Source organism: Oscillatoria sp. FACHB-1406 (assembly GCF_014698145.1).
Classification (GTDB): Bacteria; Cyanobacteriota; Cyanobacteriia; order Cyanobacteriales; family Spirulinaceae; genus FACHB-1406.
In genome coordinates this window covers 75,920-97,162 of record NZ_JACJSM010000023.1, presented here as the reverse complement: position 1 = coordinate 97,162, position 21,243 = coordinate 75,920, and the positions used below count along the sequence as shown (strand labels likewise).

General features: G+C 48.9%; 20 protein-coding genes and 1 tRNA gene. 12 read left to right on the top strand and 9 right to left on the bottom strand.

The window, feature by feature from the left end; genetic code table 11:
• Positions 1-531: 531 nt before the first annotated feature.
• Both H6G50_RS19340 and H6G50_RS19335 read right to left on the bottom strand, forming a co-directional pair.
• Positions 532-1,140 carry an alpha-ketoglutarate-dependent dioxygenase AlkB gene (locus H6G50_RS19340; RefSeq protein WP_190719960.1) on the bottom strand — a complete coding sequence of 203 codons (609 nt, stop codon included), beginning with the start codon at positions 1,138-1,140 and terminating at the stop codon, positions 532-534.
• On the bottom strand, positions 1,125-2,126 hold the full coding sequence (locus H6G50_RS19335; RefSeq protein WP_190719957.1) for a beta-ketoacyl-ACP synthase III: 1,002 nt from the start codon (positions 2,124-2,126) through the stop codon (positions 1,125-1,127). Before H6G50_RS19335 ends, H6G50_RS19340 begins: the two co-directional genes overlap by 16 nt.
• A 284-nt stretch (positions 2,127-2,410) precedes the next feature.
• Between H6G50_RS19335 and H6G50_RS19330 the strand changes: the two genes are divergently transcribed.
• Genes H6G50_RS19330 through H6G50_RS19320 form a run of 3 tightly spaced genes read left to right on the top strand, consistent with a single transcriptional unit; the run spans position 2,411 to position 5,339 of the window.
• Complete coding sequence (locus H6G50_RS19330) at positions 2,411-3,019, top strand: glutathione S-transferase family protein (protein WP_190719954.1); 609 nt, start codon at positions 2,411-2,413, stop codon at positions 3,017-3,019.
• A 28-nt stretch (positions 3,020-3,047) separates the two neighbouring features.
• Positions 3,048-3,665, top strand: a complete 618-nt coding sequence (locus H6G50_RS19325) for a class I SAM-dependent methyltransferase (RefSeq protein WP_190719952.1) — start codon at positions 3,048-3,050, stop codon at positions 3,663-3,665.
• Positions 3,666-3,695: 30 nt separating this feature from the next.
• The gene (locus H6G50_RS19320) at positions 3,696-5,339 is read left to right on the top strand and encodes a D-Ala-D-Ala carboxypeptidase family metallohydrolase (protein ID WP_190719947.1); all 1,644 of its coding nucleotides are present in this window, start codon (positions 3,696-3,698) and stop codon (positions 5,337-5,339) included.
• 287 nt (positions 5,340-5,626) lie between these two features.
• Here the strand turns inward: H6G50_RS19320 and H6G50_RS19315 are convergent, their stop codons facing one another.
• Positions 5,627-6,172 (bottom strand): superoxide dismutase family protein, encoded by a 546-nt coding sequence (locus H6G50_RS19315; RefSeq protein ID WP_190719944.1) that lies wholly within the window; start codon positions 6,170-6,172, stop codon positions 5,627-5,629.
• A 167-nt stretch (positions 6,173-6,339) separates the two neighbouring features.
• Between H6G50_RS19315 and H6G50_RS19310 the strand changes: the two genes are divergently transcribed.
• Both H6G50_RS19310 and H6G50_RS19305 read left to right on the top strand, forming a co-directional pair.
• The gene (locus H6G50_RS19310; RefSeq protein WP_190719941.1) at positions 6,340-7,170 is read left to right on the top strand and encodes a carbohydrate ABC transporter permease; all 831 of its coding nucleotides are present in this window, start codon (positions 6,340-6,342) and stop codon (positions 7,168-7,170) included.
• 36 nt (positions 7,171-7,206) lie between these two features.
• Positions 7,207-8,022 carry an SDR family oxidoreductase gene (locus H6G50_RS19305; RefSeq protein WP_347239967.1) on the top strand — a complete coding sequence of 272 codons (816 nt, stop codon included), beginning with the start codon at positions 7,207-7,209 and terminating at the stop codon, positions 8,020-8,022.
• Between the two features lie 37 nt (positions 8,023-8,059).
• On the opposite strand, the gene H6G50_RS19300 is transcribed toward H6G50_RS19305, so the two are convergent.
• Positions 8,060-8,656, bottom strand: coding sequence for a macro domain-containing protein (locus H6G50_RS19300; protein WP_190719938.1), 597 nt, complete (start codon positions 8,654-8,656; stop codon positions 8,060-8,062).
• A gap of 676 nt (positions 8,657-9,332) precedes the next feature.
• On the opposite strand from H6G50_RS19300, the gene H6G50_RS19295 reads away from it, so the two are divergent.
• Together H6G50_RS19295 and H6G50_RS19290 are read left to right on the top strand one after the other, a co-directional pair.
• Complete coding sequence (locus H6G50_RS19295) at positions 9,333-9,740, top strand: macro domain-containing protein (protein WP_190719936.1); 408 nt, start codon at positions 9,333-9,335, stop codon at positions 9,738-9,740.
• 341 nt (positions 9,741-10,081) lie between these two features.
• On the top strand, positions 10,082-10,450 hold the full coding sequence (locus tag H6G50_RS19290; protein ID WP_190719934.1) for a DUF1815 family protein: 369 nt from the start codon (positions 10,082-10,084) through the stop codon (positions 10,448-10,450).
• 143 nt (positions 10,451-10,593) lie between these two features.
• On the opposite strand, the gene H6G50_RS19285 is transcribed toward H6G50_RS19290, so the two are convergent.
• The 4 genes from H6G50_RS19285 to moaC form a co-directional block, all read right to left on the bottom strand.
• On the bottom strand, positions 10,594-11,829 hold the full coding sequence (locus tag H6G50_RS19285; RefSeq protein ID WP_190719931.1) for a glycosyltransferase: 1,236 nt from the start codon (positions 11,827-11,829) through the stop codon (positions 10,594-10,596).
• Between the two features lie 6 nt (positions 11,830-11,835).
• Complete coding sequence (locus H6G50_RS19280; protein ID WP_190719929.1) at positions 11,836-12,144, bottom strand: DUF3181 family protein; 309 nt, start codon at positions 12,142-12,144, stop codon at positions 11,836-11,838.
• The gene (locus H6G50_RS19275; protein WP_190719927.1) at positions 12,137-12,388 is read right to left on the bottom strand and encodes a 2TM domain-containing protein; all 252 of its coding nucleotides are present in this window, start codon (positions 12,386-12,388) and stop codon (positions 12,137-12,139) included. The genes H6G50_RS19280 and H6G50_RS19275 overlap by 8 nt, the downstream gene beginning before the upstream one ends.
• 211 nt (positions 12,389-12,599) lie before the next feature.
• Positions 12,600-13,094, bottom strand: coding sequence for a cyclic pyranopterin monophosphate synthase MoaC (gene moaC / locus H6G50_RS19270; RefSeq protein WP_190719924.1), 495 nt, complete (start codon positions 13,092-13,094; stop codon positions 12,600-12,602).
• Between the two features lie 53 nt (positions 13,095-13,147).
• Here moaC and H6G50_RS19265 point away from each other — a divergent pair.
• The 5 genes from H6G50_RS19265 (at position 13,148) to H6G50_RS19245 (ending at position 19,949) form a co-directional block, all read left to right on the top strand.
• Positions 13,148-13,221: transfer RNA gene (locus H6G50_RS19265), tRNA-Arg, on the top strand.
• Positions 13,222-13,530: 309 nt separating this feature from the next.
• A complete protein-coding gene (locus tag H6G50_RS19260; protein WP_190719922.1) occupies positions 13,531-14,412 on the top strand; it encodes an ABC transporter permease in 882 nt (293 codons plus the stop codon).
• Between the two features lie 228 nt (positions 14,413-14,640).
• A complete protein-coding gene (locus tag H6G50_RS19255; RefSeq protein WP_190719919.1) occupies positions 14,641-15,888 on the top strand; it encodes a sigma-70 family RNA polymerase sigma factor in 1,248 nt (415 codons plus the stop codon).
• A gap of 277 nt (positions 15,889-16,165) precedes the next feature.
• Positions 16,166-18,472: a polysaccharide biosynthesis tyrosine autokinase gene (locus H6G50_RS19250; protein WP_190719916.1), complete on the top strand. Its 2,307-nt coding sequence runs from the start codon at positions 16,166-16,168 to the stop codon at positions 18,470-18,472.
• Complete coding sequence (locus H6G50_RS19245) at positions 18,375-19,949, top strand: SLBB domain-containing protein (RefSeq protein WP_190719913.1); 1,575 nt, start codon at positions 18,375-18,377, stop codon at positions 19,947-19,949. The genes H6G50_RS19250 and H6G50_RS19245 overlap by 98 nt, the downstream gene beginning before the upstream one ends.
• Positions 19,950-20,109: 160 nt before the next feature.
• Here H6G50_RS19245 and alr read toward each other — a convergent pair whose 3' ends face one another.
• Positions 20,110-21,222, bottom strand: a complete 1,113-nt coding sequence (alr, locus tag H6G50_RS19240; protein WP_190719910.1) for an alanine racemase — start codon at positions 21,220-21,222, stop codon at positions 20,110-20,112.
• Between the last annotated feature and the right edge of the window lie 21 nt (positions 21,223-21,243).

Sequence of the window (21,243 nt, the reverse complement as noted above, 5' to 3'; positions counted from 1 at the left end):
TCCCCGCCTTCTTTGAGCATAAGCGACCAAGCTACAAACGGTCTTGATTACCTAGGGTGGGACGGTCTACTTATCTACCTCTCAAGATACAAGGGTGGGCATTGCCCACCAGCTAATACCAATTCTCATTGATTTTGCACGATTCCCGAAGAGGGCATAATCAATGAGAATTGGTGTCAACTTAAGGGAACAGCTTCCCAGATTGATTGAGAGAGAGCCTCTCGTTCTCGATGTCGTTTACGTTCGGCTTTAATGAGACCAAACAGTTTAGCTCGCTCGGCTAAATAAAGGACGACATCGGGATTTTCTCCTCGAACAATTGCTTTAGCTACATAGTATAAACTTCGAAAAACCATCTCAACTGAGATTTTCTCCTATCTTTGATTGAGAGCAACAGCCACTTACACCAATGAACAATGTTATGCCCCTACGACGAAAAATTTAGTGCATCGTAACTGAGAATTGGTATAAGACTTTGGTGCGCTTATAAACGGACATTCACGTATCAAATAGCACTATACAAATTTAAGATTATTGAATTGTCCTGAAAGTTAAATTAATTCTAGCACCCACAGGCTTTTTAGTTTTCGGGATTTGATGTTTCCAATAATGCTGGGTTTCTCCTTGCATTAATAAAAGACTTCCTGATGACAATTCCAATTCAACCTTTCTCTCTTTAATATGTTTGTGTTTCAAAGAAAAGCGACGAGTTGCACCAAAACTGACAGAAGCAATTGTAGGATTTTTGCCTAACTCCGGTTCGTCGTCGCTGTGCCAAGCCATGCTATCTTGACCATCCCGATAAAGATTTAAGAGGACGCTATTAAATTTGGCTCTCAAAAGAGTTTCTAATCGGTTTTTGATTAAAAATAGAGTAGAATTCCAAGCTTGAGGAGTATGTGCTATCCCAGAATAAGTATAGACCTTATCCCTGTCTCCGTACCAAGCAATCAGTCTTGGGACTTGATATTTCTTGCCAAAGAGTTGAATGGTTTCCTGTTGCCAGATAATCTCGGAATAAAGCGCTTGAAATAATCGATCGCGCTCGTCCAGATTGAAAAAGTCTTTGTACAAGATAACCTCGCCATCCGTCTCCAAAATGACTTGCGCTTTTGGATTCTCGTTTATTCCTTGCCCCATTGAAAAATCGCCGCGCCCCACGTTAAGCCCGCACCGAAGCCCGAAGCAGCAATGGTATCTCCGGGTTTAATTTTGCCCGATCGCACCGCTTCATCCAAGGCAATCGGAATCGAAGCCGCAGAAGTATTGCCGTAGTTGGCGAGATTGCTAATCGTTTTTTCTGAGGGAATATCCAAGCGCGAGGCGACAGCATCCAAAATTCTTTGATTGGCTTGATGCAGTAACAACCAATCGATCGCGCTAGCCTCGAGGTTGGCGCGGAACAAAGCTTTAGAAATAATATCCGGCACTTTAGCGACGGCAAAACGATAGACTTCGCGCCCGTTCATCGTAATCGCCTGATAGCCGCCCGTACTGGTGGTAATATTGTCGGTTAAAGGGTTGGGTTGCGCTTGGTAGGCGAGGTTGAGTTCTTGATTCTGGCTGCCATCGCTCGAGAGGGCGAAACCGAGTAGCCGATCGCGATCGCTCGCTTGCAAGACGACTGCCCCCGCACCATCGCCGAAGAGAATGCAAGTCGCGCGATCGTTCCAATCCACCCAGCGCGATAAGATATCCGCCCCAATCAACAAAATATTGCGGTACGCGCCAGTATAAATGAACTGAGAAGCCGTTACCAACCCGAACACGAACCCCGAACAAGCAGCGGTGAGATCGAAAGCTGCGGCTTGCGTTGCGCCGATGAGGTGTTGGACGCGGGCGGCAGTTCCGAATAAGTCATCGCTGGTGGAAGTCGCCAGAATAATCAGATCGATATCGTCCGCCGCCAAACCTGCCGCCGCGATCGCGTTTTGCCCCGCCCGCGCCGCCAAATCCGCCAGAGACTCCTCGTTACTGGCAATGCGCCGGTTTTTAATGCCCGTGCGGGAACTAATCCACTCGTCCGATGTATCGACAATCCGGCTCAAATCGTCGTTACTGAGTACCTGAGTTGGGGTTGCAGAACCGCTGCCCGCGATCGCGATTCCGAGTCCTAAGTTCTTCAAGCGCTTTCGACCTCCATCGTACTGGTCTATCGTATCAGGAAAATCGTACCGTATTTCTACCCGCACTCAATCTCTCAATCCCTCAACTTTTCTTTCTCCCGCGATCGAAAGCGATTCAAACTTTTTCTCATCAGTTGGCGCGCTCAGCCGTAAGCCTCTTCAATTCTTCGATTGGAAGAAGTGTAAAGCTTTTGAATTAATGCTGCCATTTTAATAACTTTCAGGCTAAAATCAAAAACGTTAAAATATTTTTTTTAGAATAAAATACCTCGATTAATACAACAATGACGTACAAACTTTACGATTTCCTTCCCTCTGGAAATGGCTACAAAATCAGATTGCTCCTAAATCAACTGGGAATTACTTTCGAGCGCGTGGAAATGAACATTCTTGAAGGAGAAACGCGCGTGCCAGAATTTTTGAAGAAAAATCCGAACGGACGAATTCCCGTTTTTGAAATTGCGCCAGAATGCTATTTAGCAGAATCCAACGCCATTCTCTACTATCTCAGTGAAGGTACGCCTTTTTTTTCGGAAGATTCCTTGGAAAAGGCGCAGGTTATGCAATGGCTTTTTTTCGAGCAATACAGTCACGAACCTAATATTGCTACGGTTCGATTTTGGATAACCGAGTTAAAGAAAGAGGAAGAATATCGGGACGCGATCGCGCAAAAACGAAAGTTAGGTTACGCTGCTTTAGATATTATGGAAGAACATTTATCCGCCCGAATGTTTTTTGTGGGCGAACGCTACAGCATCGCCGATATTGGACTGTTTGCTTATACCCACGTTGCCCCCGAAGGTGGATTCGATCTGAGTTCGTATCCTGCCATTCAGCAATGGTGCGATCGCGTCCGTTCTCAACCCAATTATATTAAAATAACAGAGACTTAAAGCGGCTCTCCCTCTCTCTCAGAACCTAATGAATTTATACGATCGATTCATCTTTCCTCGCCTTCTCGACTTGAGTATGTCGAGTTCTGCGCTCGCTCGCTACCGACAAACCGTTTTAGAAGAAGTAGAAGGAAAAGTTTTAGAAGTTGGTTTTGGGACGGGTTTAAATCTTTCTTACTACCCAAAAACAATTCAAAAAATTGTCGCAGTCGATCCAAATCTAACAATGAAACAGTTGGCACAAAAACGAATCGATCGCTCTCCCATACAAGTGGAATTTTGTCAATTAAGCGGGGAATCTTTACCGATGGAAGATAACTGCTTCGACAGCGTGGTTTGTACGTGGACGCTGTGCAGTATTCCTCAAGTTGAGGTTGCTTTGCGGGAAATTTATCGCGTTCTCAATTCCGACGGGCGTTTCTTTTTTGTCGAGCATGGGTTAAGCCCCGATCGCGACGTACAAGTGTGGCAGAATCGCCTCAACCCCATCCAAAAACGGCTCGGTGCCGGTTGCAATTTGAACCGAAATATAACTCGCCTGATTGAGGAAGCCAACTTTAAAATCGAAGAAATCGAGCGGGAGTATATCGAAAATACGCCAAAGTTTTTAGGATATTTCTATCGAGGGGTGGCGAGGAAAGGTTAAACTGGAGTTTGTCGCTAAAAGCAGACAAGTATGGCGAGATTATCACCAGACCAACGCAATTACTATTACCTATTAGAAGCAGAACGCACGGGCATCCACAAGCCGATCCTCGCAGCCCTCGATCGGGTGCATCATTCGCCCCCCCTCGGCAATGTAGGGGAAACGGGTTTGGGCATTTCGCCCACAGGCACAGTCGCGCCGGAGAGGGTGGATACTTTTGCCGAACAGGTTCAGTATGCCGCCAATACGATTCGCGCCTTGACGGACAATCTAGTAGAGCAGGGCTGGCAGACCGGCGATATTTGGGATGCAGAAAAGGGACAGTATGCCGATCGCTTCTTAGAACGGGTAGCGGATGGCGTTCGGCTTCAAGACGATACGATCGCAACCTTAGCACCGTGCGATCGCGCCCAACTCATCCAAGCCTACCTCAGCGATGCCGAAACCGACTTCCCCAGCCAACAAGCGCCCCAAAACCTTTCCTACCTCGATCGCGCTCTCCTTTCCTTCATCGAGCGCATTCCTCAATACTACGTCGGTTTAGCCCATCAGCGCGAAGCCATCCTCGAAGTCGTCCGCATCTGGCGCAAGCTCGATACCGTCGAACAAACCACCGCCTCCCTCGCCCGGGACGCGAATATTTACCCCATCAACCTCAGCGAATCCCAACTGGACTTACTGCTCGAGCAGTTCGTGCAGCGCCTCTCGCCCTACTACAGCGGCTATCCCCACCAACGCGAAGCCTTGCTGCGTGCGACGCAACTCTGGCGCAGACTAGAATCCCGCTCCGACGCGATCGTTTCCCTCGCCAAAGACACTTCGCCGGATCTCGGCTCAAAAATTTACGATCCCGCCCTAATTGCCTTTGTCGAGCGCGTTCCCCAGTATTACAGCAACCTCCCCAGCCAACGCAACGCCCTCACGGAAGTCGTTCGTTTATGGCGTAACTTAGATTCTCGCGCCGCCGCCCTTTCCTCCCTCGGAATCGATGCGAACCTGTTGAATACGACGGTTAATTCCACCGCCCTGCAACAAGTCGCCGCCCAACTCGATCGCGAATTGCTCGCCTTTCTGCGCCGCATCCCCAAAGCTTACAAGGAAACCGACCATCAGCGCGAAGCTTTAATCCGCCTGGTGCAACTGTGGCGCGGTTTTGAAACGAGAAATCGCGCGATCGACTCCCTCGCCGAAGATCTCAAACGCCTCGATCGCGAAAAACCCCAAACCGCCCCCAAACCCATCGTCCTGATTCCGCGTCGCCCCGAGCGATGGACTCCCAATAACATCCAACTCTCGCTCTCAATCATCCCCGACGGGAACTTCAGTTGGTTGGAAGCCACTCAGGGCGGAACGCGGATGCCCCCCAACCAAGAAGTTGTCGATGCCGTTGTCCGAATTGCTCGCCTCGCCCAACGCGCGCGCGATCGCCTAGGATATCCTTTAATCGTCACCAGTTGGTATCGTCCCCCCCACATCAACCGCGCTGTCGGCGGCGCAACCTACAGCCGCCACTTAGTCGGCGACGCGATCGATTTCGTCTGCGAAAGTCTCAGCGGCAACCAACTCTATTGGTCTCTCGATCCCTGGTGGTCGGGAGGTTTGGGGCGCTACAGCGTCTACCCCGAACTCTGCCACATCGACGCTCGCAGTTTCCGAGCGCGCTGGCTGCATTAGTCTTAATGGGGGGGAATTAAAAATTAAAAATTAAAAATGAAGAAACCTAGATTTATTAAGGGTTTGAATCCGGTTCCCCCCTTTTTTAAGGGGGGCCAGGGGGGATCTTCAACCGTCATGCTAGATTCGATCGCTTATGTGTACACCGTAGCCAACCCTGGGAGAGGGCTGGAATGACGCTATAACAAACACTCGTGCTTAAGTTGACACCAATGACCAATGCTCTGCCCTAATTGGTGCGCATAGTGCAAAATCAATGAGAACTGGTATTAAAGCGATATTCGCGCTCAATCAATAATCCCGCAGCCAATTCTACCGCCTGCATTTCCCGTGGGTTGAGCGGTCGGATCGTCGCTTTTCTCGTGCAAAATAACACTATGCCCGCGCACCGCATACTTGCCGTCATCCAAGCTCAAATCGGCAAGTGTTAAATTCAACGTTCCCGTCCCATCCGGCGCGATCGTAATATTCCCTAAATCGCCAGCATGGGCATTCTCAATGCCATCCTGCAACAGATAGCCGTGTTTCGTATTATTGGGGTTGAAATGTCCCTTCGCCGCCATACCGCCATCCTCGCAACTGCCGACTTCGTGAATGTGGAAGCCGCGTTCTCCCGAGGCAGCGTTATCCAAAACGACGCTAATGTGCAATCCCCCCTCTGTCGGCGAAAACGTCGCCGCTCCTAGTCGTTCGGAAGGGTTAGAGGTGCTGTAAATAACTGCTGTCGCTGTCTGGTTCGTTGCCGCCCGAGCATCGCCCGCCCAAAACAGCGCTAAAATGCTCAAACAGCACGCTACCAAAGCAGTTTGCACCAATCTCGAAATTAAATTCATCAGTCGCATCCTCCGAAAATTTTGTTCTCATTAATGCTTTCATTAAATTGTTATACGCTAGTCCCGCTACAGAATATTCAAAAAAATTCATAATTCCCAAATAAGCTGAAGAGCCGACTGTGAGATAATGAAATATTCTGCCCAATTTTGTTAAAAATAAGCCTCTTATGACTGTTGCGAGCCAACGGTTGAATTTTAAAAAAATCCTCTTATTCGTCTTGCTCCTTTTTGGCGCGATCGTCGTTCTGCTTCCCCTCGCGATCGTCTTTTTCTATTCTCTGATTCCTCCCGCAACTTTTGCCACTGCTAATTTTACGTCTAGTTCTCTAACTCTTGAAAACTACCGCCAAGCTTGGGAGCGCGGGAACTTTATTCTCGCGTTTGCGAATTCTACCTTAGTTGCTCTCGCTGTCACCGCTTTTCAGATTGTTACTTCTTCTTTAGCAGGCTATGCTTTAGCACGGCTTCAGTTTCAAGGCAAACAAGCAATTTTGTTGTTAGTATTGGCGACTTTAGTTATTCCGTTCCAGCTTTTAGTGATTCCTATTTTTTTGGTTTTAAAGTTGGGGCATTTAATCAATACTTATTGGGCATTAATTTTGCCAACTGCTGCTAACGGATTTGGCATTTTCTTAATGCGACAGTTCTTTTCCACGATTCCCATCGAACTCGAAGAAGCAGCCGCATTAGATGGTGCAAACCGCTTGCAAATTCTTTGGAAAGTCATGCTACCGCTGGCTCGTCCGGCATTAACAACGCTTTTTTTGTTCACCTTTATTGGGGAGTGGAACGACTTATTTAAACCTTTGATTTTTACGACTCGCCCGGAGTTACAAACGGTTCAACTTGCCCTTGCAGAATTTCAGGAGCAATTTACGAGCAGTTGGTCGTTATTGATGGCTGCGATTATTATTGCAACCGTTCCTGTTATCGTACTATTTTTGCTCGGTCAGCGTCAATTTATTCAGGGAATTGGTTCTACGGGAATTAAGAATTAAACGGCACATTTACTCTAAATTTTGGGTTTTAATTTAATGATGAAAGTTGCAATTATCGGTTGCGGTTATGTAGGAACGGCAGTCGCACGCCATTGGCAGCAAGCGGGCGATGTTGAAGTGGCGGTGACGACGACAACACCGAGTCGCATTCCTTCCCTGGAAGCGATCGCGTCGCAAGTTGAAATTGCGCGCGGCAACGACCCCAAAGCCTTACAATCGGTACTGCGCGATCGCGATGCTATCCTCTTGACAATTGGCGCAAGAAGTGCATCCTACGAGGAAACCTATCTCGCTACTGCTAAAACCCTCGTCTCCCTCCTGCCGGACTTTCCCAGCATTCGCCAAGTGATTTATACCAGCAGTTATGCCGTCTACGGCGATCGCGCCGGAGCATGGGTAGATGAAACCTCCCCTCTCGCCCCCGCCAACAATAACGGCAGCATTCTCGCGCAAACCGAAGAAACGCTTTTGAATTCCAGTTGCAACGCTTGTATTCTGCGTTTGGGGGGAATTTACGGCGAAGGACGCGAACTGGTGCGAATTTTTGGGCGTGCGGCGGGATTAACTCGCCCTGGAGATGGTACGGATGCGAGTAATTGGATTCATATCGAGGATATTGTCGGCGCGATCGATTTTGCCTTGCGCCATGATTTAAATGGCATTTATAATCTCGTTGACGACTCCCACTTAACCACCGGAGAACTAATCGGTTCCGTCCTCGAAAAAAACGGATTGCCGCCCGTAATTTGGGACTCATCCCAACCCAGTCAGCGCCCGTATAATGCCAAAGTTTCCAATCAAAAGATTAAAAATGCGGGCTATGTTTTTGTGCGTCCTAAAATTGTTTTTTAAGGAGTTTCCGGCAGTAGGGAGGTTGTATACAACCTCCCTACTTTTCGCCGCCTTCCCAAATTTGTAATTGCCGTTCGGCGGCAACAAAGCAATTAAGATATTTGGGAGGATAGACAAAATTATCGTAAGCTAAAGCCATCTGCCTTGCTGCTTCTCGATAGGGAACTCTCCCAATCCCCGTTCCCAAACCCGGACAAACAACACTTTCAATTTTCCGTTCTTTATCTCGGTTGTACCATCGAACGGTTAACAGCATTGCCCACATCGCTACATAGGGAATATCCGTTCCCGCAACTGACATTGGGATGCGCATAGTAGGCGTATGGGCGAGAAAAGGATACTTGAGATGATTTGTTTCGATGATGAATGATGTCCCAACAGGCTGTTCGCCCAGATATTCCTCTAAGATGTATTGTTGCACTCGAATCATCAACGAATCGCCGAAAAAGCGAAGAATTGCTTTATCCATCCCGCCATCCATCATACCAAAAGAGTTTGCCGGACTGACTAAGCAATCGTATTGGGTTAAATCCTCAAAACGTTTGTTGGCAATTTCGACATTCGGAAGATAAAAAAAAGACTCCTGAAAAGCGGCAAAAAGTTCTGGGTTAGGAGCAGTAAGGATGAGTTTCATGGTAATTCTCTCGTCCTTCCAGTCTAGCAAACCCTTCGGCATCTAGGCAGGTTCTGAGGAGAGGGAGGAGGTTGAAAGTGTGACAACGGGGCAGCCGATTCTTGAAAAGACCCCCTACAGGACGGCACATTTTCCCATGATGCCATAATACCCTTGTCAAGTCATTTTGTCAAGCAAAAATTGCAACAAAAAGGGTCAATTTAGGCAGGATTTAAGGCGCGATCGCAGTCAGTTTAGGCGCGGGCTACGCTTGACGCTCTGCACCCTATAAAGCTTGCTATCTGTTGAGGTTAAAAGGTTGAGGATGGGGCAGCCGATTCTTGAAAAGACCCCCTACAGGGCGGCACATTTTCCCATGATGCCATAATACCATTGTCAAGTCGTTTTGTCAAAAAAAAATTGCAACAAAAAGGGGCAATTTAAGGAGCCGAACGAATTGACAATTGATAATGGATAATGGACAACGTTGAGGGAGTTATAAGTTGAAGGGTTAGCCTTGGGTCATTCCTTCTCTCGAAAGCTAAAAAATCGGTTCTGAATCCGGGTTTTCGGCGGTTCCAAATCTCCAAATCTCGTTCAGCGCTGCCCAACAAGCGGTGTAATGTAGCAAAAAAACTAGGCATTAACAGAGCAATTAACGGCTCCGAACGTTGTCAATTATTCAAGACGTTATCCATTGTCAATTATCAATTATCAATTATTCAAATTGCTGGCAGAATGTCGCACGCTGGGCAGTTGCAAGACGGGAAGTGCCAAAATTACGCGCGGTTACAATTTACCTGCTCAATATATCATCCATACCGTCGGCCCGGTTTGGCGCGGCGGAAACCACGGGGAGGCTGAGTTGCTGGCTTCTTGCTATACCTCCAGCTTGCAGTTGGCGCTCGAAAATGGGGTAAAAACGATCGCGTTTCCGGCAATCAGTTGCGGCGTTTACGGTTATCCAATTCCCCAAGCTGCTAGGATTGCGTTTTCTGTCGTTCGCCAGTTCCAATCCCAGCACAATTCCTTAGAGTGCGTAACGTTTGTTTGCTTTAGCGAGGAGACTGACTGCGCTTACCTCGAGGCTGAAACGACAGTTTAAGGCAGGTTGGGATCGTTTCCGAAGTCTCGGCTCGCACCATCCAAGAACTTGAAAGCCAAGTGGGGCGGTACTTCTGGGGTTTAAAGCGTTGAGGAAATGACAAATTTCACAATTTGTCAAGAAAGTTGAATATCTTACTTGAATTTCTTATAAAGGCTGCCAATCTCGCGATTGTAACGTTAAGGTGAGAGAGGAGGCATTCAAAGTAAAAGCTCATCACAAACGGTTTGTCGAGTTTAAAAGCTTTATGAATACTGCCATCCCTCTCGCGACAGGTTAAAATCTTAAAAAAGTGTTAAGAGGGTTTACAATAACACAGTGGTGTTTGGAGGACAAACAACGTGTTTCTCAGACTTGCACAACAACACCGACAATTTGTTAAAGACTTGGTAATGAACCTCCAAGCTTTGGCAACGGTTTTAGAAAATCGAGGCTATCTCGCGTCTTGCTACACTTGTGGCGATCTCATGACCAGCGCTTCGTTTATGGTCAGCTTGGGGGAAAATCATCTGATTCGCTTCTTAGTTTCCGACTATGGCATCACTTGGACGGAGATGCGCGACGATCGCGAGTTAATGAAACTTGAAGGGGCTGAAGCGATCGGTCAACTACAAGAACTCGCCAACATCGTTAAATACCAGCTTGCGTCTTGCGCAACGACTCATTCCGATAGAACCAATAATCCAAAGCCACTTGGCGCGATCTGTTAATTGCTGCTTTCGGTGCTTGGCTCTGATGGTGTTTCTCTCCTGTTAATTTTTATGCAATGAGAGGGGATCGCAGGTGAAGAAAATTCACCTGCGATCCCCATTTATTTTTGATTTCTCAAAATCGCGCCCAGAAGGGCAATTTATTAGGTATCGGCTAAAATTTGAAGGTATAATGCGCTGAGTTGTTCGGCGACCCCATCCCAGCTAAATTTCTCTTCAACTCGCTTGCGCGCTTGGCTGCCGAGACGATCGCGCCATTCGGGGTTTCCGAGGATGCGATCGATGGCAGCGGCAAACGCTGCATCATCTTTAGGCGGTACGAGCAAACCCGTCTGTTCGCTGGCAACGGTAAACTGCAATCCGCCGACATCGCTTGCCACCACGGGCGTTCCACTCGCCATCGCTTCAATCGCCACCAATCCGAAAGGTTCGTAGTGACTGGGAACGACACAAACATCGGCAGCAGCGTAATAAAGCGGTAAATCCTCGTCGCTGATGCGTCCGGGAAAGCTTACGATCTCATCTAATTCCAATTCCTCAACGATGGCTTCGATCCGTTCCCGTTCCTCTCCGTCACTGTGTCCGGGGCGCGATCCGCCGCCAATAATCAGGCTTAAATGCGGATCGTCGCGAAACTGCGATCGCCCGATCGCGCGCACGAGGGTTTCAATCCCCTTGCGTTCGTCGAACCGCCCGATATAAAACGCTACTTTAGCATCGGTGGCGATCCCCAATTTTTCTCGAGCTACAACGCGCTCGAGCGCTTGAAAATGCTCGATATCCGTCCCGCAAGGAATAATTTCAATATTCCCCAACTTCGAGACGTAAGCGCGCATATGATTGAGTTCTTGAGGACTGGTGGCAATGGTGCGATTCGATTGCTCCAAGCAGTCTTTTTCCACCTGCAAGCGAGTGTTAGCAATGGCGGGAATCTTTTGGATCGAACGATACTTCACCGCTCCCAGGGAATGGTAAGTATGTACCATCGGACGCGATAATTGCTGTTTAAGCTGTAGCCCCACCCAGCCGGAAATCCAATAGTTGGTATGAAAAAGTTGATGCTCGATCTGGTTTTCTTTTTCAAAAGCGAGTAAATTCTCAACAAACTCCCCCGCATAGCCAAAGATATTGTCGCGCGGGATAAACTTTTCCTGACCTGCTACCAAGCGAATTGTGCGACACCCCGGGCAATGCTCGATAATTTTAGGTTGGGCGGAGTCTGTGGCGCGGGTGAAGAGATTAACCGTCCAGCCCAAACGAGCCAGTGCTTCCCCAACCTTACGCACGTAGACATTCTGCCCGCCTGCTTCTTCCTTACCGATTTCAACGGCGGGATCGCCGTGAACTGAAATCAGTGCGATATTTTTCCGCTCCTTCATGATTGCTTACAATTTATCCCGATAATCCTCAAGGATTTCGACCAACCGGGAGACTCCCGAGGTGGGAACGAGATCGGCGAGGGGAAGTTCTGCTTTTCCGCCGCCAAGTTGGACGGGGATCGCTTGTAAGATTTTGCGGACGGCTGCTTCGGAAATGCTATCGTCCTCAATCAGGGATGAAGTGCGATCGGCGACTGTCGTATGAAGATGGGCATCGCTTAGATACAGATGCCATTTCGCCACATCGATATAAATATTTTCACCAATTTCAGCAGCTAAAGCTTCGAGAGCTTCGCTAGCGTTAGAGTTAGCCATTTTTCTCCAGAGAATAATCCGCGATCGCGGCAATATAAATCAAGTGGGCTAAAAGCAGGATTGCCCAAACGCCCGTTACCCACTTCGTCCAGTCCCAATCCGAATGAGCAAACAGATAGAAAAACCACAAGCCCGAGTTAAAAGCGGCAAAGGTGGCAACATGAATCGCAAAGTTCATGCGATCGTCCAAGCGGCGATAGGCTGGATCTTTACGGTCGGGTTCGCGAGGCCAACGGGGAGGCATAGTCAGTAATCAGTTATTCAGTGAATGGGTTGTGAGTTGTTAGGGAACACCGATTCAGTTATCAGTAATCAGCGCTCTAGCGAATAATTGTCAGGGGGTAGAACTTTCAGTGCATGACGCTCGCAGGAGCTAAGGCCGTGATACAGCGCTGGGAGTTCGCAAAGATTGTTTAATCGAGCTATCGATCTATTGTACCAGTCCGAGCTACCCCTCAAGGCGCTTCTGTGACGAAATCTCCCGATTTACCGCCGGTTTTTTTCAGCAAACGAATGTTTTCAATTTGCATGGTTTTATCGAGGGCTTTAGCCATATCGTAAAGGGTTAAGGCGGCGATCGTAACAGCGGTGAGGGCTTCCATTTCTACGCCCGTTTCCGCTTTCGTGACGGCTGTGGCTTGGATTTCGTAGCCGGGAAGCTGGGGATTGGGCTGAATTTGGACTTCGACTTTATGTAAGGGGATGGTGTGGCAGAGGGGAATTAATTGCGCCGTTTGTTTGGCTGCCATAATTCCAGCGAGCTTAGCCGTGCCTAAAACATCGCCTTTTGGGGCATTGCCCGCCGCGATCGCTTCTAGGGTTTCGGGCTGCATCCGCACCTGCCCCGCCGCGATCGCTTCCCGACGGGTTGCCGGTTTCGCCGACACATCCACCATTTGAGCCTGACCGCGATCGTCGATATGCGTTAAATTTCCAAAAAGATCTTGCATTATGAGTAGAGGTTGCGCTATTATTATAAATCGTTGACTAAACAACGAAATCGGGGCCTGTAGCTTAGTGGATTAGAGCGTGTGGCTACGGACCACAAGGTCGGGGGTTCGAGTCCCTCCAGGCCCGTCAAATAATCGGGGAGAAGTAAAACGCAACAGCGAACTTCTCCCCGATTTGATTTTAATCGACATTAGCCTCGCGAGCAGTTTTAAGAACGAGCAACCGTTGCGCATTAATTCAAAATTCAGCAAGATTAATACCAATTAAAAATTAAAAATGAAGAAGCCTAGATAGGCTAGAGGTTTCAGCGTCAAGATGTGTCGTCCAAACTCGGGAAACTGGTATAAGAAAGGGTCGGCAATTCAATGCTCTTACCCTAAAATTAAGATGCGTAAGCTCGTTACGCCTTAAAAATTCCGCTTCCCCAAATCTTGCATGGCCGTTTCCAAACCCCTCCCGCGCCTATTGTCCTGGTTCAGTCGCCCGACGCTTTCCACTCAGTTAACCATCATCGGGCTGATAATTACTCTATTCTTCGTTATTGTTGCCGTTTTTGGTTCGGCCTTTCAAGCTTGGGGATGGTTGCAAGATCCGAGGGAATCCTTAAGCAATCCCATCAGTCAAGCGCCGAGTGCGGAACATTGGTTCGGAACCTCTAGACAAGGCTACGATGTATTTTCGCGAACGCTATTTGGGGCGCAGGCTGCCCTGCAAGTCGTGCTGCTGGCGACGACGCTATCGCTGCTGGCGGGCGTACCGTTGGGGTTGATTAGCGGCTATTTAGGCGGGAAGTTGGATAAGGTGTTGCTGTTCGTGATGGATAGCATCTATGCGTTCCCGAAACTGTTGCTAGCCATGACCCTGGCGTTTGTGGTGGGGCGGGGAATATTGAACGCCGCGATCGCAGTGAGCATCTCTTTCATCCCCCAATACTATCGCGTCGTCCGCAACCAAACCACCAGCGTTAAGACCGAATTGTTCATCGAAGCCGCAAAAGCACTCGGTGCATCTCCGGCGCGCGTTCTCTCTCGCTACTTGTTCCTAAACGTCCTGCAAAGCATTCCCGTCCTTTTTACCCTCAATACCGCGAATGCGATTTTTATCCTCGGCGGCTTAGGATTTTTAGGATTGGGATTGCCCGAAGAAGTCCCGGAATGGGGACACGATTTGAAATTAGCGCTGGATGCTTTACCGACGGGGATTTGGTGGACGGCGCTGTATCCGGGTTTGGCAATGACGCTGATGGTAACGGGGTTATCTTTGTTAGGAGAAGGATTGAGCGAATATTTCAACCCGCGAGCGCGTAATAATGAATAATGAATGGGGAAATTATGAATGATGAATTATGAGTTATGAATGGGGAAATTATGAATGATGAATTATGAGTTATGAATTATGAGTTATGAATGGGGAATTACGAATTACGAATTACGAATTACGAATTACGAATTACGAATTACGAACTACGAACTACGAACTACGAACTACGAATTACGAATTACGAATTACGAATTATAACTAATAACTGTTTCTCGTTCGCTATTCATGTATTCCCGTCGAGATCTAGTTGAAATCTTTTCTACTTTTCTGCGACTCGATGGCGATCGCCCTCGAGGCTGGCAGAGCGATCCGCCTTTACGACGCAGTATAATGCGCTGCATCGCGAAATACGAAGCAGAAAGGGGAGAAAATTCACCGCCGCTCCAGTTTTGGACGAATTACTGGCAGGAAGTTTGGCAGGATAAACCCAACAGTCCAACTGCACGCTTAGCGATCGCTCATCTCTCGGCTTATTTGCAAGAAACCTGTTATGGGGTGGCGAAAAAAATGCGCGACAGTCTGAAAATTTCGAGTCGAGTGGCCTTCTTTGATTCCAATTATCAGGTAGCCGACTACTTCCAAATTGCGATCGCATCAACGCCAAAAATCCTCAAAAGCTACGATCCCGAACGCTCTAGCAGTTTGGACGATTACGCCCGCGTTGCCTTTCGCAGCAGAATCCAAGAAACGCTGCGACAATCCGGAGAAGTCGATTTGTGCAGCGATTGGGGGTTGCTGCGCAAATTGAGCAAGCGCAGTTTTCGGGAAGTGTTGCAGGAGACGGGTTTCAGCGAAGAGACGATCTCGCGTTACCAACTCGCTTGGACTTGTTTTAAAACCGTCTATCAACCCACCCGAGCCAGTGGAACGCGCCATCTCAACGCCCCCGATTGGGCCACTTGGGACGCGATCGCAGCACTATACCATCGCGATCGCCCCCTCGAAACCGTCAGTCCCGAAACCCTCAAAACTTGGCTGCTTGAATGCGCTAGCCTCGCCCGCAATCGCTTTTATCCCTCCCAAGTCTCCCTCAACGAACCGCGATCGTCGTTCGATACTCGCGAACCCCTCGAGGAACTTTCCGCAACCCTTGATTCCTCCCTCCTCGAAACTTGGATTGAATCCGAGGAACAAAACCTTCGCCGCCAACGACAGACTGACCTCAACCGCTGGTTGTTCGAGGCAGTATGCACACTCGATACCGAAAGTCAAGAAATTTTGCAGCTATATTACTGTCAAGGGTTGATGCAAACCCAGATTGCCGAGCGACTGGATATAAAACAATATCAAGTCTCTCGGCAACTCAGCCGCGTTCGGAAAACCTTGTTAAAAGCGATCGCGCAATGGAGCCAAGAAACCTTCCAGATTGCCCTATCCTCCAGCACTCTCGCTGCTGCCAGTCAGAGCCTCGAAGAATGGCTACAAGGAGATTACGCGCGCGACGGCGAAAGGCAGCAACCCAAACAGCCTTAGTTCGCGTCGAACCAAGTAAGCACTCTCTCCTCAACCCCAGAAAATGGCAACTGTTGAGACGGTTCAAACAGCCCTCTTTCTACACCATCGGACAAGAGTTCTACCGAGAGAAAAATCCTCCCTCCGACTGCAACTGAGCCGACCGAGAGCGCTATCATTAAGGATGATACTCCCTGCATTTCACCCCCTCGAGGCTCAGCATCCCTCGAGCGAATGAAATCTCCAGAAAACGGCGCGCCTTGCAATTCTTTTCGCAAAACTCTACCTCTTGGGTGCTATGGTGTTTAACTCAAATCCCCAACCTCCCTTCCCGAGTGGCAACGACAATCCCCTCACGCCAAAGCTACCGCTCAATCCTCCCGCGCTCCCCAAGCAGAACGAAGAGTCGTTAAACCCCCGGCAATTAATCTCGATCGCGCGCCGTCGTTGGTTATTGCTCTTAGCAGTATCCCTAGCCGTAGGCTCTCTAGTCGCCTCTAAAGTCTTACGAGAAGTACCGCGCTACCAAAGTCAGTTTCGCCTCCTCGTCGAGCCAATCGCAGGGGACGAACGTTTCGATCAATTCAGTCAGCGCCTCGCCGGACAACTCGGGCTGCGCCTCGACTACGACACCCAAATTCAAGTCCTTCGCAGTCCAGCGCAACTCGAACCCATCGTCGCCGCGATTAAAACCAAGTATCCAGAAATGGATTACGGAATGCTCGTGGGCAACCTCAAGCTCGAACGCTTTGAGGGAACGAAGCTGATTGAAGTAACCTATACCGACACCAATCCCCAACGGATTAAATTCGTACTCGATCGCCTCGCGGCAGGTTTTATTGAATACTCGAAACGCGAACAAAAAACCAGCAACCGCAAAGGCTTAGATTTCGTCGAAGAGCAACTGCCCGTCCTCAAACAGCGCGTCGATGGCTTGCAGGCTCGCGTTCAAGGGTTTCGGCAGCAGCATAACCTCATGGATCCGAAAGCTCAAGGCGAGAAAGTTTCCGATCGCCTTTTATCCTTAAGGGGCGATCGCCAAAATACCCAAGCCGAACTCAGTCAAGCCGAATCACTCTCCCAAACCATTCAAGGTCAACTCGGCTTACCCCTCGACCAAGCCATGACCGTTTCCGCGCTTAGCGAAGCGCCCCGCTACCAAACCTTGCTCAACCAACTCCAAGACATCGAAACCAAAATGGCGATCGAGCGAGCGCGCTTTACTCCCGAAAGCCCCGTGATGCGCGCTCTGACTAAGCGACGCAATAATTTGCTGCCGCTATTAAACGAAGAAGCCGTCGCCGTCGTCGGGCGCGCCACCAACGCTCGCGCGGAATCGATGAGCGCTTCTCCTAACCCCGTTCGCTTGCAACTCACCCAAAAATTAATCGAAGTCACCAACCAAAAACAAGTGCTGGCAGTGCGGGATAACGCCTTAGCGCAAGCCGAGCAACAAACCGCGCGGCAAGTTCAGGAAATGGCGCAATTAACTCGTCAATATACCGACCTAGAGCGACAACTCCAAATCGCAACCGAAAGTTTAAATCGCTTCCTCTCGGTTCAGGAGGATTTACAGATCGAATCAGCGCAGCACACGATGTCTTGGGAACTGATTTCTGCGCCGCCGCTTCCCACTGCACCGATTTCACCGAACGTCACTCGGGGCTTGCTCGTGGCTTCGATGGCCGGTATTTTAGCAGGGCTAAGCGCTGCCCTCTTAGCTGAAAAACTCGACGTTCGCCTGCACTCTCTTGATGAGATTAAGGAAAGTTTGGGGCTGCCCGTTTTGGGGCTGATTCCGCAACGCCGGGAGAGTCGCGATCGACCGTTCTTAGCGCGCGGGCGAAAAAGCGCTTCGGCTGAGGGATCTGGGGAGAAATCTCCCGTCTTTTTCCCCGCCGTGCCTCGCTATCGCGCTTCCCCTTTCCTGGAAGCGTTTCGCTCCCTCCACGCCAACCTATCGTTTATCAGTCCGGATCGCCCGCTGCAAGTCTTGACGATTAGCTCGTCCATGCCGTTGGAGGGGAAATCGACGACTTCTTATCACCTCGCTCAAGCCGCCGCAGCGATGGGGCAGAAAGTGTTGTTGGTGGATGCCGATTTGCGTCGCCCCCAAATCCACGTTATGACGGATTTGCCCAATGTTTGGGGACTTTCCCACGCGATTTCGATGGAGATTGATGTCAATGATTTGATCCAGCGATCGCCGATTGAAGACAATCTTTATATTCTTACTGCCGGTCAAATTCCCCCCGACCCAACGCGCTTGCTTTCTTCGCAGAAAATGCGAAATTTAATCGTTAAGCTGCGCGAAGATTATGATTTTATTATTTTTGATACGCCGCCGCTGTTTGCGCTAGCAGATGCAAAGTTTTTGACTCCTCATGCTGATGGCTTGGTGTTAGTCGTCCGCCTGGGCAGAACCGATCGCGCCCTCCTCAAACAAGTCCTCGATGGTTTGAGAGTCTCTCAGTCGTCTCCTTTGGGCTTAATTGCTAATGGAGTGAATGAGTATAGTTCGGGATCGTATACTTACTACCACCGTTATTTTAAGGACGACGACTCCCAACAGCCTCAGCCTAAATGGAGATCGCGATCGCGCTGAGGCAATGAAGAATGAATGGGAAATGATAATTGATAACTGTTCGATGATGCTTGCTGCTAAATTTGGGAAACAATATTGCGGAATTTGTCTGACGATCGCGATCGGGCTGAGTCCTGCAACCGCCTCTGCTAACACGCTGCCAAACTCGGCAATTCCTCTGTTTCCCGAAGCCCCCGCCGCACCCCCAACAAACGCTAACAGTTCTAGCGATGCTCCTTACACCCTTGGTACCGGCGATCGCATTAAAATCGATATTTTCGACGTACCCGAATATAGCGGCGAATATCAAGTTCTTTTCGACGGAACCCTAAATCTCCCCATTCTCGGCAGTCTTCAAGTTCGGGATCTCACCCTCCAGCAACTAACAGCCCTGCTATCCCGCCGCTACGCCCCCTACATCGTCGAACCAATTATTACCCTGAGTTTAACTAGCACTCGTCCGATTCAGATTGCGGTTGCTGGCGAAGTCAACCGTCCCGGAACCTATACCGTGGTTCTCGGTCAAGGGCGTACCTTTCCCACCCTCCTAGAAGCCTTGGGAGAAGCGGGAGGAACGACGCGATCGGCACAACTGCAACAAGTGCGCGTGCGTCGCATTTATCAAGGGCGAGAACAGAACTTTACCGCTAACCTCAGCACCCTCCTACAAAACGGAGATATCTCGCAAAATTTAAGCTTGCGCGATGGCGATACTGTTATCGTTCCCACTGCCACAGAAGTGGATCTTAATAATAATCTCGCCTCCGTAGAAACCAGTTTTAGCAATCGAGATATCGATCCCTTTCCCGTCGCCGTCGTTGGAGAAGTTACGCGCCCGGGAACTCACGTTATGGAAGCAACCCGCGCCAGCAACCCCCCCACCGTCACCCGCGCGATCGAAGCAGCAGGCGGAATCAAGCCCCTCGCCGATATCCGCCGCGTTCGCCTGCGTCGGCTGACAAAAACCGGCGAGCAATTTTTTGAACTCAATCTCTGGGAACTCTTGCAAGCAGGGGATTTAAGGCAAGATGCAGTTTTACAGCGCGGCGATACGATTGTCGTTCCCCAAGCAACCGAACAAAATCCAGCAGAAGCTTCGTTGCTAGCGAGTGCGACTTTTGCCCCGACTGCCATTAAAGTGAATGTTGCTGGGGAAGTCGTGCGATCGGGAGTAATAGAACTTCCGCCCAATTCAACGCTCAATCAAGCCCTTCTCGCCGCCGGGGGAATTAATAATCGAGGCGATGGCGGCGATGTTGCCCTCGTTCGCCTCAACCCCGATGGAACCGTTTCGCGCAGAGAAATTCGCATCGATTTCGAGCAGAATATTAATGAAGAAACTAACCCTATTTTACGCAATAACGACGTAGTTATTGTCGGAAAAACTCAGCTTGCAAACTTTTCCGACCAGGTGGGACAATTGTTAGAACCCCTTGGCAGAGGATTTTCTTTGTTTACTTTTCCGTTCAATTTCTTAAGGATTTTTGGGGTTAATTAGTTTGAGTCAAAAGGATATAAACTAACATTTTTTGTATTTGATAAAATAGGTAGCGAAGGTAAGTTTTAGGAAAGGGAGAGTATGACTACAAAATTTAATCGAAAGGCAGCTATCATTCGTACAGAACGTGGACTAACAATCGCGAGTACGCGCATCACTTTTAAGAATAGACAATCTCATTCATAAAACCCGCCATCAAATTAATTTCAGTATGAACGCTGTCGAATTTGTCGGCAAGTTCCTCGAAGGTAATTTCTTCGTTCCCTTGTTTGCCCACTAAAACCACTTCATCGCCCCACTTCACGGGTTCGGGAACGTCGGTAATATCAACAGTGGTAATATTAAGCGAAACGCGCCCTACGACGGGACAGCGATGGCCTTTAATCAAAACAATACCTTTATTAAACAGCGATCGCGGATATCCTTCCCCAAACCCAACTGGTAACGAAGCAATTAAACTCTCGCGTTGCGTGGTATGTAAACTGCTATAACCAATCGTTCGTCCTGCGGGAATTTTCCGGACTTGAGCGACTTTAGTTTTTACCGACATTACCGGTTGTAATTCCGACGGGTTTTGGAAATTTTGTGACGTGCGAACGCCATAACAAGCTGCTCCGACGCGCGCCAAACTGTTACACTGTTCTCCAAGACGAAAAGTAGCAGCGCTATTGTGAGTATGGGTCAAAATATTATCGGGAAGATAATCGCTTAACGCCCGACGCAGATTGTAAAAATTCTCAATTTGTTGGTGGGTAAATACTAAATCTTTTCCATCTGCGCTAGCAAAATGAGTCATAATTCCTACAATTTCTAAGCCCGGTAAACCGCAAACTTTTTTGAGTTCTTCTAGTTCGTGGCAAAAAAAACCGCTGCGTCCCATCCCTGTATCGATGTTGAGATGAACGGGAATTTTCCGGTTACGTTGGACTCCAGCAGCAGAAAGATAGAGTGCTGCTTCTAGGGTTCCGACTTGTTCCTCAATGTCGAGAACGTCGATAGATTCTTCAAATTCTTCGGGGAATCCCATCCGCAAGCGCAAAATTTTAACCGTTAAACCTAATTCGCGCAGGATAGTGGCTTCGGGGTTCGTACAAATCCCAATATAATCGGCTCCTGCGGCAACCGCAACGGGTGCTAAAGCTCGAAGTCCGTGTCCGTAAGCATTCGCTTTCATGACGACGCACAGTTGCGCGGGAGTGACGCGATCGCGAATATGATGAATATTACTCGCGAAAATTTCTGGGCTGACTCGAACTTCAATATGATGCGCCATAGATAATCGGTAATAGCTCGT

Coding starts and splice junctions, on each gene's coding strand:
- H6G50_RS19340 (WP_190719960.1), bottom strand. CDS start 1,140: ATGGGGCAAGGAATAAACGAGAATCCAAAAGCGCAAGTCATTTTGGAG.
- H6G50_RS19330 (WP_190719954.1), top strand. CDS start 2,411: ATGACGTACAAACTTTACGATTTCCTTCCCTCTGGAAATGGCTACAAA.
- H6G50_RS19325 (WP_190719952.1), top strand. CDS start 3,048: ATGAATTTATACGATCGATTCATCTTTCCTCGCCTTCTCGACTTGAGT.
- H6G50_RS19320 (WP_190719947.1), top strand. CDS start 3,696: ATGGCGAGATTATCACCAGACCAACGCAATTACTATTACCTATTAGAA.
- H6G50_RS19315 (WP_190719944.1), bottom strand. CDS start 6,172: ATGAATTTAATTTCGAGATTGGTGCAAACTGCTTTGGTAGCGTGCTGT.
- H6G50_RS19310 (WP_190719941.1), top strand. CDS start 6,340: ATGACTGTTGCGAGCCAACGGTTGAATTTTAAAAAAATCCTCTTATTC.
- H6G50_RS19305 (WP_347239967.1), top strand. CDS start 7,207: ATGATGAAAGTTGCAATTATCGGTTGCGGTTATGTAGGAACGGCAGTC.
- H6G50_RS19300 (WP_190719938.1), bottom strand. CDS start 8,656: ATGAAACTCATCCTTACTGCTCCTAACCCAGAACTTTTTGCCGCTTTT.
- H6G50_RS19285 (WP_190719931.1), bottom strand. CDS start 11,829: ATGAAGGAGCGGAAAAATATCGCACTGATTTCAGTTCACGGCGATCCC.
- H6G50_RS19280 (WP_190719929.1), bottom strand. CDS start 12,144: ATGGCTAACTCTAACGCTAGCGAAGCTCTCGAAGCTTTAGCTGCTGAA.
- H6G50_RS19275 (WP_190719927.1), bottom strand. CDS start 12,388: ATGCCTCCCCGTTGGCCTCGCGAACCCGACCGTAAAGATCCAGCCTAT.
- moaC (WP_190719924.1), bottom strand. CDS start 13,094: ATGCAAGATCTTTTTGGAAATTTAACGCATATCGACGATCGCGGTCAG.
- H6G50_RS19260 (WP_190719922.1), top strand. CDS start 13,531: ATGGCCGTTTCCAAACCCCTCCCGCGCCTATTGTCCTGGTTCAGTCGC.
- H6G50_RS19255 (WP_190719919.1), top strand. CDS start 14,641: ATGTATTCCCGTCGAGATCTAGTTGAAATCTTTTCTACTTTTCTGCGA.
- H6G50_RS19250 (WP_190719916.1), top strand. CDS start 16,166: ATGGTGTTTAACTCAAATCCCCAACCTCCCTTCCCGAGTGGCAACGAC.
- H6G50_RS19245 (WP_190719913.1), top strand. CDS start 18,375: ATGAGTATAGTTCGGGATCGTATACTTACTACCACCGTTATTTTAAGG.
- alr (WP_190719910.1), bottom strand. CDS start 21,222: ATGGCGCATCATATTGAAGTTCGAGTCAGCCCAGAAATTTTCGCGAGT.